At 70.5% G+C, this 14,307-nt stretch carries 10 protein-coding genes and 1 pseudogene; 3 read left to right on the forward strand and 8 right to left on the reverse strand.

Annotated features, from left to right (window positions below; all coding sequences use genetic code 11):
* Positions 1-13: 13 nt before the first annotated feature.
* The 3 genes and pseudogenes from IEZ01_RS26800 to kdpB (IEZ01_RS26810) all read right to left on the reverse strand — a co-directional run bounded on the left by IEZ01_RS26800 (position 14) and on the right by kdpB (IEZ01_RS26810) (position 3,587).
* Positions 14-202, reverse strand: coding sequence for a hypothetical protein (locus IEZ01_RS26800; protein WP_189204195.1), 189 nt, complete (start codon positions 200-202; stop codon positions 14-16).
* Between the two features lie 150 nt (positions 203-352).
* Positions 353-1,159 (reverse strand): SDR family NAD(P)-dependent oxidoreductase, encoded by an 807-nt coding sequence (locus IEZ01_RS26805; protein ID WP_189204197.1) that lies wholly within the window; start codon positions 1,157-1,159, stop codon positions 353-355.
* Positions 1,160-1,435: 276 nt separating this feature from the next.
* A pseudogene (gene kdpB, locus IEZ01_RS26810) lies at positions 1,436-3,587 on the reverse strand (potassium-transporting ATPase subunit KdpB).
* Positions 3,588-4,061: 474 nt separating this feature from the next.
* On the opposite strand from kdpB (IEZ01_RS26810), the gene IEZ01_RS26815 reads away from it, so the two are divergent.
* From IEZ01_RS26815 to IEZ01_RS26825, 3 genes are all read left to right on the forward strand, one after another.
* Positions 4,062-4,151: a potassium-transporting ATPase subunit F gene (locus tag IEZ01_RS26815; protein WP_019888120.1), complete on the forward strand. Its 90-nt coding sequence runs from the start codon at positions 4,062-4,064 to the stop codon at positions 4,149-4,151.
* Positions 4,152-4,285: 134 nt separating this feature from the next.
* Complete coding sequence (locus IEZ01_RS26820; protein ID WP_019888119.1) at positions 4,286-5,659, forward strand: TrkH family potassium uptake protein; 1,374 nt, start codon at positions 4,286-4,288, stop codon at positions 5,657-5,659.
* Complete coding sequence (locus IEZ01_RS26825) at positions 5,652-6,371, forward strand: potassium channel family protein (protein WP_229833242.1); 720 nt, start codon at positions 5,652-5,654, stop codon at positions 6,369-6,371. The genes IEZ01_RS26820 and IEZ01_RS26825 overlap by 8 nt, the downstream gene beginning before the upstream one ends.
* A gap of 23 nt (positions 6,372-6,394) precedes the next feature.
* Here IEZ01_RS26825 and IEZ01_RS26830 read toward each other — a convergent pair whose 3' ends face one another.
* The 5 genes from IEZ01_RS26830 to kdpA form a co-directional block, all read right to left on the reverse strand.
* Complete coding sequence (locus IEZ01_RS26830) at positions 6,395-8,941, reverse strand: ATP-binding protein (protein ID WP_189204199.1); 2,547 nt, start codon at positions 8,939-8,941, stop codon at positions 6,395-6,397.
* A 77-nt stretch (positions 8,942-9,018) separates the two neighbouring features.
* The gene (locus IEZ01_RS26835; protein WP_019888116.1) at positions 9,019-9,723 is read right to left on the reverse strand and encodes a response regulator; all 705 of its coding nucleotides are present in this window, start codon (positions 9,721-9,723) and stop codon (positions 9,019-9,021) included.
* 132 nt (positions 9,724-9,855) lie between these two features.
* The gene (kdpC, locus tag IEZ01_RS26840) at positions 9,856-10,491 is read right to left on the reverse strand and encodes a potassium-transporting ATPase subunit KdpC (protein ID WP_019888115.1); all 636 of its coding nucleotides are present in this window, start codon (positions 10,489-10,491) and stop codon (positions 9,856-9,858) included.
* 6 nt (positions 10,492-10,497) lie between these two features.
* Positions 10,498-12,642 (reverse strand): potassium-transporting ATPase subunit KdpB, encoded by a 2,145-nt coding sequence (gene kdpB / locus IEZ01_RS26845; RefSeq protein WP_019888113.1) that lies wholly within the window; start codon positions 12,640-12,642, stop codon positions 10,498-10,500.
* On the reverse strand, positions 12,639-14,303 hold the full coding sequence (kdpA, locus tag IEZ01_RS26850; protein ID WP_028797767.1) for a potassium-transporting ATPase subunit KdpA: 1,665 nt from the start codon (positions 14,301-14,303) through the stop codon (positions 12,639-12,641). Before kdpA ends, kdpB (IEZ01_RS26845) begins: the two co-directional genes overlap by 4 nt.
* Positions 14,304-14,307: the final 4 nt, after the last annotated feature.

The raw sequence follows: 14,307 nt of genomic DNA on the forward strand, positions 1-14,307 counted from the left end.
CCTTCGTCGTTGTCTAGACCTCCCGGGGGCTGGCGTGCCCTCCGCAGGTGACGGCAACGGCGCGGGGCCGGACGGCGCGGTCGGTCCACCATCGGCCGTGTCCGGTGGCGAGGGCGTGCTCGACGAGGGCACCGGTGCCGGGCGCCCCGGTCGGAAACGCCCGGGCGGGGGCCGGTGGTTGCTGGGCGGGACGAGGGATCACGGGTGTCTCCGTTACGGATGGCGGGGGCGGCCGGTCAGGGGACGGGCCGCCCCCGGGGTCAGCGCCGGCCGGCCTTGCGGCCGTGGTTCGCCCTCTTCTTGCGGTGGTCCTTCTTCATGCGGGCGCGCTTGGACATGGCAGGGTGCTCCTTCAGGCGGTGTGGCCGACGAGGAGGTCGGCGAGCTTGGTGAGGCGCTTGACGGTGCGCGGCTCCGTGGCGACGGGTGCTGGGGGGACACGCTGATCGCGGTCGTAGTAGGCGCCGTTGACGATCTCGGTGGCCGGGTCGCAGAGCCGTACGACGTGTGCGGCGCCCTCGGCCGGCGACTCGCCCTCGTGCGCGTAGAGCGGCATCAGGCTGGTGGTGCAGACGCCGGGGTGGACGGAGACGGCGGTGACGCGCGGGTCGGCGGCGAAGACGGTCAGCGCCAGCTGCGACTGGGCGTAGGCGGCGAGCCGGGAGTAGCGGCGGGTGCGGTTGGGGTCGTTCCACTGGATCGAGCCGGAGCGGTGGAGGGAGGAGGAGACATTGACCACCCGGCCGCCCGGCTCGCTGGTCAGGGCGGGTTCGAGCAGGTGCGTGAGCAGGTAGTGGGCGAGGAAGTTGACCTGGAACGCGATCTCGTTGCCGTCGGTGGTGACCGTGTGCCGCTCCGGGGCGGCCATGCCCGCGTTGTTGACGAGCACGTCCAGGTGCGAGTGCTCCGCCAGGACCCGGGTGGCGAGCCGCTCGACCTCCTCCAGGCGGGCGAAGTCGGCCCCGAAGGCGCACAGGCGGTCGGCGGGTACGTCCGCGAGGGTGACGAGCCGGTCGGCGGCGGCGCGCGCCTCATCGGCGGTACGGCCGTGCATGAGCACCGTCGCACCACCATCGGCGAGCAGCCGGGCGGCCTGGTAGCCGATGCCGGAGGTCGCTCCGGTGACGAGAACGGTGCGTCCGGACAGGGAAGAAGACATGGGTCGTCCAGGGATCTGGGAAGTGGTGGGGAAAACGGCGGGGCGCCGGACCGATCGCACGGTCCGGCGCCCCGGGTCAGGCGGACGGGCGGGCGTCAGCGCAGGGCGGACGCGCCCGTACGGCAGCGGGGCACGCGACGCGGCGGCGCCTGCTGAGGCGGCCGGTCGAGCTGGAGCCACGCGCTGTTCACGTGTCCCATCGAAGCCGTGGCCGTGGCCCTGGACAAGAGTGGATCCTCGTTTCTGACGTTCCCCTGATGGACTTCTGACGGCTTCTCAGCCGATGCCGGGGACGGAGGAGACGATCAGGTCGATCAGCTTGATGCCGAGGAACGGCAGGACGAGGCCGCCGAGGCCGTAGAGGGTGAGGTTGCGTCGCAGCAGGTCGTGCGCGGAAGCGGGGGTGTAGCGGACGCCGCGCAGAGCGAGCGGGATGAGGGCCACGATGATCAGGGCGTTGAAGATGATGGCGGAGGCGATCGCCGAGGTGGGGCTGTGCAGGCCCATGATGTTGAGCGCTTCGAGCCCCGGATGGGCCCCGGTGAACATCGCGGGGATGATCGCGAAGTACTTCGCGACGTCGTTCGTGATGGAGAACGTGGTCAGGGCGCCGCGGGTGATGAGGAGTTGCTTGCCGATCCGGACGATCTCGATGAGCTTGGTCGGGTTGGAGTCGAGGTCGACCATGTTGCCGGCCTCCTTCGCGGCCGACGTACCCGTGTTCATCGCCACGCCCACGTCCGCCTGCGCGAGCGCCGGGGCGTCGTTGGTGCCGTCACCGGTCATCGCCACGAGCTTGCCGCCGGCCTGCTCCCGTTTGATGAGGGCGAGCTTGTCCTCGGGGGTCGCTTCGGCGAGGTAGTCGTCCACTCCTGCCTCGGCCGCGATGGCCTTGGCCGTCAGCGGGTTGTCACCGGTGACCATGACCGTACGGATGCCCATGGCGCGCAGCTCGGCGAACCGTTCCCGGATGCCGTCCTTGACGACGTCCTTGAGGTGGACGATGCCCAGGACCCTGGGCCCGTCGGCGTCGTGGACGGCGACGAGCAGGGGCGTACCGCCCGAGGCGGCGATCGCGTCGGCCCAGGTGCGGGCCTCGGCCGGCACCGTACCGCCGTACATCTCCACCCAGTCGATCACCTGGGCCGCGGCCCCCTTGCGGATGTGGCAGCCGGAGCCGTCGCCCCAGCGCAGGTCGATGCCGCTCATCCGGGTCTGTGCGCTGAACTCGACGAAGCGGGGGTTCGCCGGCTCGCCCTCGGCAGGGGCGGTCAGGCCGTACTGCCGCTGGGCGAGGGCGACGACGGAGCGGCCTTCGGGGGTCTCGTCGGCGAGGGAGGCGAGCTGGGCGGCGTCGGCGAGGACGGCCGCGTCGACGCCGGGCAGGGGGACGAAGGCGGCGGCCTCACGGTTGCCGAGGGTGATGGTGCCGGTCTTGTCGAGGAGGAGGGTGTTCACGTCTCCGGCGGCCTCGACTGCGCGGCCGGACAGGGCGACGACGTTGCGCTGGACGAGGCGGTCCATGCCGGCGATGCCGATGGCGGAGAGCAGCGCGCCGATCGTCGTCGGGATGAGGGTGACGAGCAGGGCGACGAGAACGGTGGTGGACTGAGCCGCGCCCGCGTACCCGGCCATGGGCTGAAGTGCGAGCACGACCAGAAGGAACACGATGGTCAGCGCCGAGAGAAGGATGTTGAGGGCGATCTCGTTCGGGGTCTTCTGCCGCTCGGCGCCCTCGATGAGGGCGATCATCCGGTCCATGAAGGAGTGTCCTGGGCGCGAGGTGACCCGGACGACGATGCGGTCCGACAGCACGGTGGTGCCTCCGGTGACCGAGGAACGGTCGCCGCCCGCCTCCCGGATCACGGGCGCGGACTCGCCGGTCACGGCCGACTCGTCGACCGACGCCACTCCCTGGACGACGTCGCCGTCGGCCGGGACCATCTCGCCCGCCTCGACGAGGACGACGTCGAACTGCTTGAGGTCGGTCGCGGCGACGGCCTCGGTCGCCGCCCGGTCCACGTCCGTCCCGTAGCGCCAGTGGCGCAGGCGCAGCGCCACCGTGTCGGTCCGCGCCTTGCGCAGCGTCTCCGCCTGGGCCCGGCCGCGGCCCTCGGCGACGGCTTCGGCGAGGTTGGCGAAGATCACGGTCAGCCACAGCCAGACACTGATCGTCCAGGTGAAGACGGACGGGTCGAGCAGGGCCGACAGGGTGGTCAGGACGGAGCCGGCGGCCACCACGAACAGCACCGGATTGCGGACCAGCGCGCGGGTGGAGTTTGCGCAGGGCGTCCGGGAGGGACGTCACCAGTTGTACGGGGTCGAGCAGGCCGCCCTGGCCGGTCCGCCGGCGGCCGGACCGCCGGGGAGCGGGGTTGCGGGGCGGCGCGGGAAGCGGGGGCGCCTGCTGGGGCGCGGCGGAACGCATCGCGGGAGACCTTCTGGTAGCCCGGCCGTCCGTGCGGCGGCGGCCGGTGGACGAACGGACGGGCCACCCCATCCAGCGGCTCTGTCGAGGGCCGGTGCAGGCCGCCTGCGGACGCGGCAGGAGCCTTCTCATCCGCGGGGCGGTACCAAGGTGGGGGCCGTGGCGCGAGGGCACGGACGCCGGATGGGAGGACGTCCGCGCCCTCGCGGCCCGGGGACGGTCAGGCCACTGACGTCCACGGCACAGAGCGGCCGAGAAGGAACCTACGGGCTTCCCGGCGCGCGGTCGGCCTTTCGCGCACGGCTTTGACGGCGCTCTGACGGATCATGTCGAAACGCGTCAAAGCGGCGTCAGAATCGCTCGCGCCGACGGAAGAGGGTCGTCAACGCTCCCCCGGCGCCGGCGGCACACGCGGTTTCCTGAGCGGGTCGGATTCGGGCGGGGCAGCCCGCAGCACAGGGGAGTTGATCGCTGGTGAGCGAGGAGAACTGGGTCGGGCTCATGGTGGCCCTGTCACTGGTCGGCTATCTGGTGGCGGCTGTACTGCGACCGGGGAAGTTCTGAACGCCTCTCGGTGAGGTGCCTCGTGCCACCCGCCGCCCGCACCGGGGTACCGGGATAGGGTGACCGCCGCCGGTTCGTTGACGGGTTCGATACGCCCCCCGGCTTCGTAGCGGTGAGGCGAGGGAGGCCGACTGGTGGCCGGTCAGCTGACGGCGGTGCGGCGGTCGCTGTTCGCCGTGCATCCGGCCCGGACGCTGGTCACGGCCTTCGGCGCGGTGATCCTGCTGGGCGCGTTCCTGCTCATGCCGCCGGTGTCCTCGCAGGACGGAGGGGCGACCGGTTTCGTGACCGCCCTGTTCACGTCCACCTCGGCCGTGTGCGTGACGGGCCTGGTCGTGGTGGACACCGGCACGTACTGGAGCGGCTTCGGTGAGGGCGTGATCCTCGCGCTGATCCAGGTCGGCGGCTTCGGCATCATGACGATGGCCTCGCTCCTCGCTCTGCTCGTCTCGGGCAAGCTGCGTCTCCGGCTGCAGCTGACCGCCGCGGCGGAGACGAAGAGCTTCGGCATCGGCGACGTACGCCGTGTCCTGCTCGGCGTCGCCGGGACCACGCTCGCCGTGGAACTCGCCGTGGGCGGCTGGCTCGCGCTGCGCTTCCGGTTCGGCTACGACCAGCCCATCGCCGAGTCGGCGTACTCCGGGCTCTTCCACGCGGTCTCGGCGTTCAACAACGCGGGCTTCGGCCTCCACGTCGACAGCCTCACCCCGTACGCGCAGGACCCGTGGGTGACGCTGCCCATCGCCCTGGCGGTCATCCTGGGCGGGCTCGGCTTCCCGGTCCTGCTCGAACTGCTGCGGCACCGGACGCGCAGAAGGGTCACCGGACGCCGCACCTGGACGCTGCACACCCGGATGACCCTGCTGGCCACCCTCGTCCTGCTCCTGACCGGCACGGTCCTCACCTGCCTGCTGGAGTGGACCAATCCCGGCACGCTGGGGCGGTTCGACTGGGACGAGAAGCTCCTCAACGGGTTCTTCCACTCCGCGATGAGCCGCACGGCCGGCTTCAATGCCGTCGACATCGGCGCCATGCACGCCTCCACCCTGCTGATGACCTGCACGCTGATGTTCATCGGCGGCGGCAGCGCCGGCACGGCCGGCGGCATCAAGGTCACCACCTTCGCCGTGCTCGCCGCGGCCATCGCCGCCGAGGTGCGCGGCGAACCGAACTCCACCGTCATGGGCCGGCGCCTGGCCCCGCACGTCCTGCGCCAAGCGCTGACCGTCGCCCTGCTGGCCGTCGGCCTCGTGATCGGTGCCACGCTCGCCCTGCTGACCGTCTCCTCGGCGCCGATGGAGGCCGTCCTGTTCGAGGCGGTGTCCGCGTTCGGCACCGTCGGACTGTCCACCGGCATCACCGCCGACTTCCCGGACAGCGGACAGCTCGTACTGATCCTGCTCATGTTCGTCGGCCGGCTCGGCCCGGTCACCCTCGTCTCCGCGCTCGCCCTGCGCGAGCGGACCCGCCGCTACCAGCTACCCGAGGAGCGACCCGTCATTGGGTAACTACCTGCATCACCTGCGCCACCGCCGCCGCAAGCGGCTCGCCCAGCAGTACCCCGAGATGAGCGACCAGCGGGTCGCCGTCATCGGCCTGGGCCGGTTCGGCAGCTCCCTCGCCCTGGAGCTGACCCGGCGTGGCTGGGACGTCCTCGGGATCGACACCGACCCCGCGCTCGTCCAGCGCCACAGCGACACGCTCACGCACTCCGCCGTCGCCGACTGCACCGACCCGGAGGTGCTGCGCCAGCTCGGCGTGCACGAGTTCACCAGCGCCGTGGTCGGCATCGGCACGGACATGGAGGCCAGCATCCTGATCGCCTCCAACCTCCTTGAGGAGAACGTCCCCAACATCTGGGCGAAGGCGATCAGCCGCCAGCACGGCCAGATCCTGGAACGGCTCGGGGTCCACCACGTCGTGCTGCCTGAGCACGAGATGGGCGAGCGGGTGGCCCACCTCGTGACGGGGCGGATGCTCGACTTCATCGAGTTCGACGACGACTACGCCCTGGTGAAGACCGTCACCCCGGACAGCATCACGGGCGCCCCGCTGGGCCAGAGCGGGGTACGGACCAAGCACGGGGTGACCGTAGTGGGCATCAAGCGCCCCCACGAGGACTTCACCCACGCGACCGCCGAGACCGTGGTGATGAAGGGGGACGTCATCATCGTCACCGGCAAGACCCGCGCCGTGGAGGCGTTCGCCGAAATAAGCTGACGGCCGGCGGCTGCCGACGTGGTTCAGGTGGTCGCCTCCGCCGGCAGCTCCGGCCGGACCGGCTGGTGGGACGGCGTTTTGGGCAGGGCGATCACCATGGTCAGCCCGCCGCCGGGGGTGTCCTCGGCCGTGACGGTGCCGCCCATGGCCTCGACGAACCCGCGGGCGACCGCGAGGCCGAGGCCGACACCGGCACCGCGTGGTGCGTCGCCGTATCGCTGGAAGGGCTCGAAGACGCCGTCCTTCGCCTCGTCGGGGATACCGGGGCCGCGGTCGACGACACGCAGTTCCACCCTGTCGCCGATCGCGCTGGCGGACACCAGGACCGGCGTGCCGACGGGGTTGTACTTGACGGCGTTCTCGACGACGTTGGCCACGGCCCGTTCAAGGAGGCCCCGGTCCACCGTGACCATCGGCAGGGTCTCCGGGATGTCCAGGAGCACGCTGTCCTCCGGTACGCCGCCCAGCGCCATCGGCACGACCTCGTCGACGTCGGTCTCGCGGAACACCGGCATGACGGTGCCGGTCTGCAGCCGGGACATGTCGAGCAGGTTCCCGACCAGGTGGTCGAGCCGGTCGGTGCCCTCCTCGATGCCGGCGAGCAGCTCGGCCCGGTCTTCTTCCGACCACTCGACGTCGTCGGCACGCAGGGAGGTGACGGCGGCCTTGATGGCGGCCAACGGGGTGCGCAGGTCGTGGCTGACGGCGGCGAGCAGAGCCGTGCGGATCTTGTTGCCCTCGGCGAGCTTCCGGGCCTCGGCCGCCTCGCCGACCAGGCGCTGACGGTCCAGGACGACGGCGGCCTGGGAGGCGAAGGCGCCCAGGACACGGCGGTCCTCGGCGGGCAGGACCCGGCCGGTCAGGGCCAGGGCCAGGCGGTCGTTGACGGGCATGTCGACGTCCGCGTCCTCGGGCCGGGCGACCGGCCGTGCCGCGCCGACACCGCCCACACAGGTCCACGGCTCGACGTCGCTGGTCCGTTCGAGCAGGGCGACGGACTCCATGGCGAAGGTCTCCCGCACCCGCTCAAGGAGTGCCTCCAGGCTGGTGTCGCCACGCAGCACGCTGCCCGCGAGCAGGGACAGGGTCTCGGACTCCGCCCGCAGTCTGGCGGCCTGCTGGGTGCGGCGGGCCGCGAGGCCGACGACAGACGCCACGGACGCCGCGACGGCGAAGAACACGAAGAAGGCGAAGATGTTCTCGGGGTCGGCGATGGTCCACGTGTGGACGGGGGGCGTGAAGTACCAGTTCAGGAGCAGCGAACCGACGGTGGCCGAGGCGAGCGCCGGCCACATCCCGCCCAGCAGGGCCGCCGCGACGGTCACCGCCATGAAGAGCTGCATCTCGTTGGCCAGCCCCGTACCGCTGCCGAGCGAGGTCAGTGCCAGGGTGAGCAGGAGCGGTCCGGCCACGCCGACGAGCCAGCCCGCCACGAGACGCGGGCCCCCGAGGCGGCTGCGTTGCCGCTTGGGCAGCCCGCGACCGCGTCCGACGGCGTCGTGGGTGACGATGTGGACGTCCAGGTCGGGGCCCGACTCACGGGCGACGGTGGCGCTGACCCCGGGCCCGAAGATGTACTGCCACGAGCGGCGGCGGCTCGCGCCCAGGACGATCTGGGTGGCGTTGACCCCGCGCGAGAACTCGAGCAGCGCGGACGGGATGTCGTCGCCGATGACGTGGTGGAACGTGCCGCCGAGGTCCTCGACGAGGGTCCGCTGGACGGCGAGCTCCTTCGGCGAGGCCGAGGTGAGCCCGTCGCTGCGGGCGATGTAGACGGCCAGGACCTCCCCGCCGGCACCCTTCTCGGCGAGCCGGGCGGCCCGGCGGATCAGGGTCCGCCCCTCGGGGCCGCCGGTCAGACCGACGACGATCCGCTCCCTCGACCCCCAGATCGCCGAGACCTCGTGGTCCGAGCGGTACTGGTTCAGGTACTCGTCGACCCGGTCGGCCACCCACAGCAGGGCGAGCTCCCGCAGCGCGGTGAGGTTGCCGGGCCGGAAGTAGTGCGACAGGGCCGCGTCGATCTTGTCCGGCTTGTAGATGTTCCCGTGGGCCATCCGCCGGCGCAGCGCTTCCGGCGACATGTCGACCAGCTCGATCTGGTCGGCGTGGCGGACGACCTCGTCGGGGACGGTCTCCTTCTGCCGTACGCCGGTTATGGACTCCACGACGTCTCCCAGCGACTCCAGGTGCTGGATGTTCGCCGTCGAGATGACGTCGATGCCGGCAGCGAGGAGCTCCTCGACGTCCTGCCAGCGCTTGGAGTTCCGCGACCCGGGGATGTTGGTGTGCGGGAGCTCGTCCACCAGGGCCACGGCGGGCCGGCGGGCCAGGACCGCGTCGACGTCCATCTCCGTGAAGGTGCTGCCCCGGTACTCGATCTCACGGCGCGGAATCTGCTCCAGGCCGTGCAGCATGACCTCCGTACGCGGGCGGTTGTGGTGCTCCACGAAGGCGACGACGCAGTCCGTGCCCCGCTCGACACGGCGGTGGGCTTCGGAGAGCATCGCGTACGTCTTGCCGACGCCCGGCGCCGCGCCGAGGTAGATCCGAAGCTTCCCGCGTCCCATGGGTGCGATCTTTCGTGTCGAAGCAGATGATTCCGTGGCAGACCGGAGAGGCACGCGGCCGGAGGCGACAGCCGTTCTCAGCCCTCGAAGCGGTAGCCCATGCCCGGTTCCGTGATCAGGTAGCGCGGGTGGGAGGGGTCCTTCTCCAGTTTGCGCCTGAGCTGCGCCATGTAGACGCGGAGGTAGTTCGTCCGGGTGGCGAAAGTGGGTCCCCAGACCTCCTCCAGGAGCTGCCGCTGACTGATCAGGCGCCCCGGGCTGCGGACCAGAATCTCCAGCAGGTGCCATTCCGTCGGGGTGAGACGGACCGCTTGGCCGCCGCGCCGGACCTTCTTGGCCGCGAGGTCGACCGTGAAATCGTCCGTGACGACGGTGAGCGACCGAGGCTCGTCCGCCGGCAGCACGCCGCCCGCGCCGTCCGGCGTGTTGCGCCGCACCGCGGCCCGCAGCCGGGCGAGGAGCTCGGCCATGTCGAACGGCTTGGTGAGGTAGTCGTCGGCCCCCGCCTCGAACGCCTCGACCTTCTCGTGGGTGGTGCGCCGGGCCGACAGGACGACGAGCGGCACACGGGTCCAGCCGCGCAGGGCCTTGATCACGTCGATGCCGTCCATGTCGGGCAGGCCGAGGTCGAGGACGACGACATCGGGTCTGCGCTCGGCGGCCAGCCGCAGCGCGGTGGTGCCGTCGGAGGCCGCGTCCACCTCGTACGCGCGCGCCCGCAGGTTGATCGTCAGGGCCCTGACGAGCGGCGGTTCGTCCTCGACCACCAGCACCCGGGTCATCGGGGGTGCCACCTTTCTTGTCGTCTCGTCGTTCACGGCATCGCCGTCGGGCACGGGGTCCGCCTATACGGGAACCGCCGGGCGGGAGGAGTCCCGGCCCCGGCGGTTCCCAGCAGGCTGCCGACGGGACCGTCAGCGCGCGGCCAGGTCCTTCAGCGCGAGGTTGAGCTTGAGGACGTTGACGTGCGGCTCGCCGAGGAACCCGGCCGTGCGGCCCTCGGTGTGGTCCTCGACCAGCTTCGTCACCTGCTGCTCGGACAGGCCGTTGACCTTCGCCACCCGCTTGATCTGGATCTCCGCGTACTCCGGGGAGATGTGCGGGTCGATCGCGGAGGCCGAGCCGGTGACCGCGTCCTTGGGGACCTCGGACTCCGGCACACCGTTGAAGGCGGCCACGGCCTTCTTGGTGTCGCCGACCAGCTTGGTCAGCGTCGGGTCGGACGCGCCGAGCTGACTGGAGCCCGTGGACAGCGGGTCGTAACCACTGTTGGACGGACGCGGCTGGAACCACTTCGGGTCCGGCCGGGGCACCTCGTTCTCGTCGTCCGGGTTCTTCTTCGGCAGGTCCCAGGTCTGGCCGATCAGCTCGGAGCCGACCTCCTTGCCTTCGACGTTCACGATCGAGCCGTTGGCCTTGTCGCGGAAGAGGCCCTGGGCGATGCCCGTGACCGCGAGGGGGTAGAGGACGCCGGTCACGACCGTGAGGACGAGCAGCATGCGCAGCGCGGCCCAGGCCAGGCGTCCCGTGTTCGCTACGGAGTTGTTCATAGCCGATCAGCCGATTCCGGGGATGAGGGTGAGGAGCATGTCGATGAGCTTGATGCCGACGAACGGGGCGACCAGGCCGCCCAGGCCGTAGAGACCGAGGTTGCGCCGGAGCATCTTGTCGGCGCTGGTCGGCCGGTACTGCACGCCCTTCAGGGCGAGCGGGACCAGGGCGATGATGATCAGCGCGTTGAAGATGACGGCGGAGAGGATCGCGGACTCCGCAGAGGCCAGGCCCATGATGTTGAGCTTGTCCAGCGACGGGTAGGCGACCGCGAACATCGCGGGGATGATCGCGAAGTACTTGGCCACGTCGTTGGCGATGGAGAAGGTGGTCAGCGCGCCTCGGGTGATGAGGAGTTGCTTGCCGATCTCGACGATCTCGATGAGCTTGGTCGGGTTGGAGTCGAGGTCGACCATGTTGCCGGCCTCCTTCGCGGCCGACGTGCCCGTGTTCATCGCGACACCGACATCCGCCTGGGCGAGCGCCGGGGCGTCGTTGGTGCCGTCGCCGGTCATCGCGACGAGCTTGCCGCCGGCCTGCTCCCGCTTGATGAGGGCCATCTTGTCCTCGGGGGTGGCCTCGGCGAGGAAGTCGTCGACGCCGGCCTCTTCGGCGATGGCCTTGGCGGTCAGCGGGTTGTCACCCGTGATCATGACCGTCTTGATGCCCATCCGGCGCAGCTCGTCGAAGCGTTCGCGCATGCCGTCCTTGACGACGTCCTTGAGGTGGATGACGCCCAGGACGCGTGCGCCCTTGTCGTCCTCCACAGCCACCAGCAGCGGCGTGCCACCAGCCTCGGAAATCCGGTCCGTGAGCGCCTGCGCGTCCTCGGCGACGGTGCCACCCTGCTCCTTCACCCACGCGACGACCGAGCCGGTCGCACCCTTGCGGATCTTCCGGCCGTCGACGTCCACACCGGACATGCGCGTCTGGGCGGTGAACTGGACCCACTCGGCGTGGGCCAGTTCGCCCTGGTGACGCTCGCGCAGGCCGTACTTCTCCTTGGCGAGGACCACGATCGAGCGGCCCTCGGGCGTCTCGTCGGCGAGCGAGGAGAGCTGGGCGGCGTCGGCGACCTCGGCCTCGGCCTCGGCGGTGCCCTTGACCGGAACGAACTCGGCGGCCTGACGGTTGCCGAGCGTGATCGTTCCAGTCTTGTCGAGCAGCAGCGTCGACACGTCGCCCGCGGCCTCGACGGCGCGGCCCGACATGGCGAGCACGTTGCGCTGGACCAGGCGGTCCATGCCGGCGATGCCGATCGCGGAGAGCAGCGCGCCGATCGTGGTCGGGATGAGGCAGACCAGCAGGGCGGTCAGCACGATCATCGAGGTCTGCTGGTCGGCGCCCGCGTAGATCGCGAACGGCTTCAGGGTGACGACGGCGAGCAGGAAGACGATGGTGAGGGACGCCAGCAGGATGTTCAGGGCGATCTCGTTGGGGGTCTTCTGCCGGGCGGCGCCCTCGACCAGGTTGATCATCCGGTCGATGAAGGTCTCGCCGGGCTTCGTCGTGATCTTGACGACGATGCGGTCGGAGAGGACCTTCGTACCGCCCGTGACGGCCGAGCGGTCGCCGCCGGACTCGCGGATGACCGGAGCCGACTCGCCGGTGATGGCCGACTCGTCGACGCTCGCGACACCCTCGACGACGTCACCGTCGCCGGGGATGATGTCGCCGGCCTCGCAGACCACCAGGTCGCCGATCCGCAGGTCGGTGCCGGGCACGCGCTCCTCGTTCGGGCCGATGATCCGGCGGGCGACGGTGTCGGTCTTGGCCTTGCGCAGGGTGTCGGCCTGGGCCTTGCCACGGCCCTCGGCGACGGCCTCGGCGAGGTTGGCGAAGACCGTGGTGAGCCACAGCCAGGCGGTGATCGCCCAGCCGAACCAGTCGCCCGGGTTCTTGATCGCCAGGACGGTGGTGACCACCGAGCCGACCAGCACCACGAACATGACCGGCGACTTGACCATGATCCGCGGGTCGAGCTTGCGCAGCGCGTCCGGGAAGGACTTCAGGAGCTGCTTCGGGTCGAACAGACCCCCGCCGACCCGCCCGCCCTCGGGCTTGTGCCCGGTGGGCACGTCCGCGTGCGGCGCCGGGCTCGTCGTGGTGGTGGACATGTCGTCCTCGTACTTCTCTACGTCGGTGGTCATGCCGCGAGCCCTTCGGCGAGCGGGCCCAGCGCGAGGGCCGGGAAGAACGTCAGACCGGTGATGATCATGATGGTGCCGACCAGGAGCCCGGTGAACAGCGGCTTCTCGGTCCGCAGGGTGCCCGCGGTCTCGGGGACGGGCTTCTGCTCCGCCAGCGAACCCGCGAGGGCGAGGACGAACACCATCGGCAGGAACCGGCCGAGCAGCATGCACAGACCGAGTGCCGTGTTGTGGAACTCGGTGTTGGCTCCGAAGCCGGCGAAGGCCGAGCCGTTGTTGTTCGAGGCGGAGGTGTAGGCGTACAGGACCTCGGAGAAGCCGTGCGCGCCCGTGTTCGTCATCGAGGCCTCGCCGTGCCCGGTGGCCATCGCGACCGCCGTGCCGATCAGCACCAGCGCCGGAGTGATGAGGATGTAGCAGGCCGCGTACTTCATCTCGCGGGTGCCGATCTTCTTGCCCAGGTACTCCGGGGTGCGGCCGACCATCAGACCGGCGATGAACACTGCCACGACCGCCATGATCAACATGCCGTAGAGGCCGGAGCCGACACCGCCGGGCGCGATCTCACCCAGCATCATGCCGAGCAGCAGCACACCGCCGGACAGACCGCCGAAGGAGTCGTGGAAGGAGTTGACCGAACCGGTCGACGTCATGGTCGTGGAGACCGCGAACAGCGACGAGGCGCCCTCGCCGAACCGCTGCTCCTTGCCCTCCATCGCACCGCCCGCGAGCTGCGAGGCGGTGCCGGGGTGGGCGTATTCGAGCCAGGTCACCAGGACGACACCGACGAACCAGATGGTGGCCATGGCGCCGACGATCGCGTAGCCCTGCCGAACGCTGCCGACCATCCTGCCGAAGGTGCGCGGCAGCGAGAACGGAATGACGAGCAGCAGGAAGATCGTCAGGAGGTTCGAGAAGCCGTTGGGGTTCTCGAAGGGGTGGGCCGAGTTGGCGTTGAAGTAACCGCCGCCATTCGTGCCCAGGTCCTTGATGGCCTCCTGGGAGGCGACCGCTCCGGGGCTGATGGACTGCGTCTGCCCGGTGACGGTGGTGACCTCGTGGATGCCGGCGAAGTTCTGGACGGCGCCGGCCGCGACCAGCAGAACCGCCGCGATCACGGTGATCGGGATCAGGATGCGGACGACACCGCGGACCAGGTCGGCCCAGAAGTTGCCCAGCTCGCCCGTACGGGAGCGGGCGAAGCCGCGGACCAGCGCCACGGCCACGGCGATGCCGACGGCGGCGGAGACGAAGTTCTGGACGGCCAGGCCGGCGGTCTGAGCGACGTGGCCCATGGACGACTCGCCCGAGTACGACTGCCAGTTCGTGTTGGACACGAAGGAGGCCGCCGTGTTGAACGCCTGGTCCGGGGTGATCGCGGCGAAGCCCAGCGACCCGGGCAGGTCGTCCTGGATCCGCAGGATCAGGTAGAGGAACAGCACGCCGATCGCGGAGAACGCGAGCACGCCGCGCAGGTACGCGGGCCAGCGCATCTCCGTGTCGGGGTTGGCGCCGACGGCGCGGTATATCCACTTCTCGACGCGCAGGTGCTTGCCGGAGGTGAAAACGGCGGCCATGTAGTCGCCGAGGGGACGGTGCACGAGGACGAGCGCGACGATCAGCGCGGACACCTGGAGCACGTCAGCAAGAACGGGGCTCATATCC

It is taken from the genome of Streptomyces purpureus (assembly GCF_014648195.1).
GTDB lineage: Bacteria > Actinomycetota > Actinomycetes > Streptomycetales > Streptomycetaceae > Streptomyces > Streptomyces purpureus.

Bases quoted from the DNA above. Each gene is read 5' to 3' on its own strand.
- IEZ01_RS26805 (WP_189204197.1), bottom strand. From the start codon at position 1,159: ATGTCTTCTTCCCTGTCCGGACGCACCGTTCTCGTCACCGGAGCGACC.
- kdpA (WP_028797767.1), bottom strand. From the start codon at position 14,303: ATGAGCCCCGTTCTTGCTGACGTGCTCCAGGTGTCCGCGCTGATCGTC.
- IEZ01_RS26835 (WP_019888116.1), bottom strand. From the start codon at position 9,723: ATGACCCGGGTGCTGGTGGTCGAGGACGAACCGCCGCTCGTCAGGGCC.
- IEZ01_RS26830 (WP_189204199.1), bottom strand. From the start codon at position 8,941: ATGGGACGCGGGAAGCTTCGGATCTACCTCGGCGCGGCGCCGGGCGTC.
- kdpB (WP_019888113.1), bottom strand. From the start codon at position 12,642: ATGACCACCGACGTAGAGAAGTACGAGGACGACATGTCCACCACCACG.
- kdpC (WP_019888115.1), bottom strand. From the start codon at position 10,491: ATGAACAACTCCGTAGCGAACACGGGACGCCTGGCCTGGGCCGCGCTG.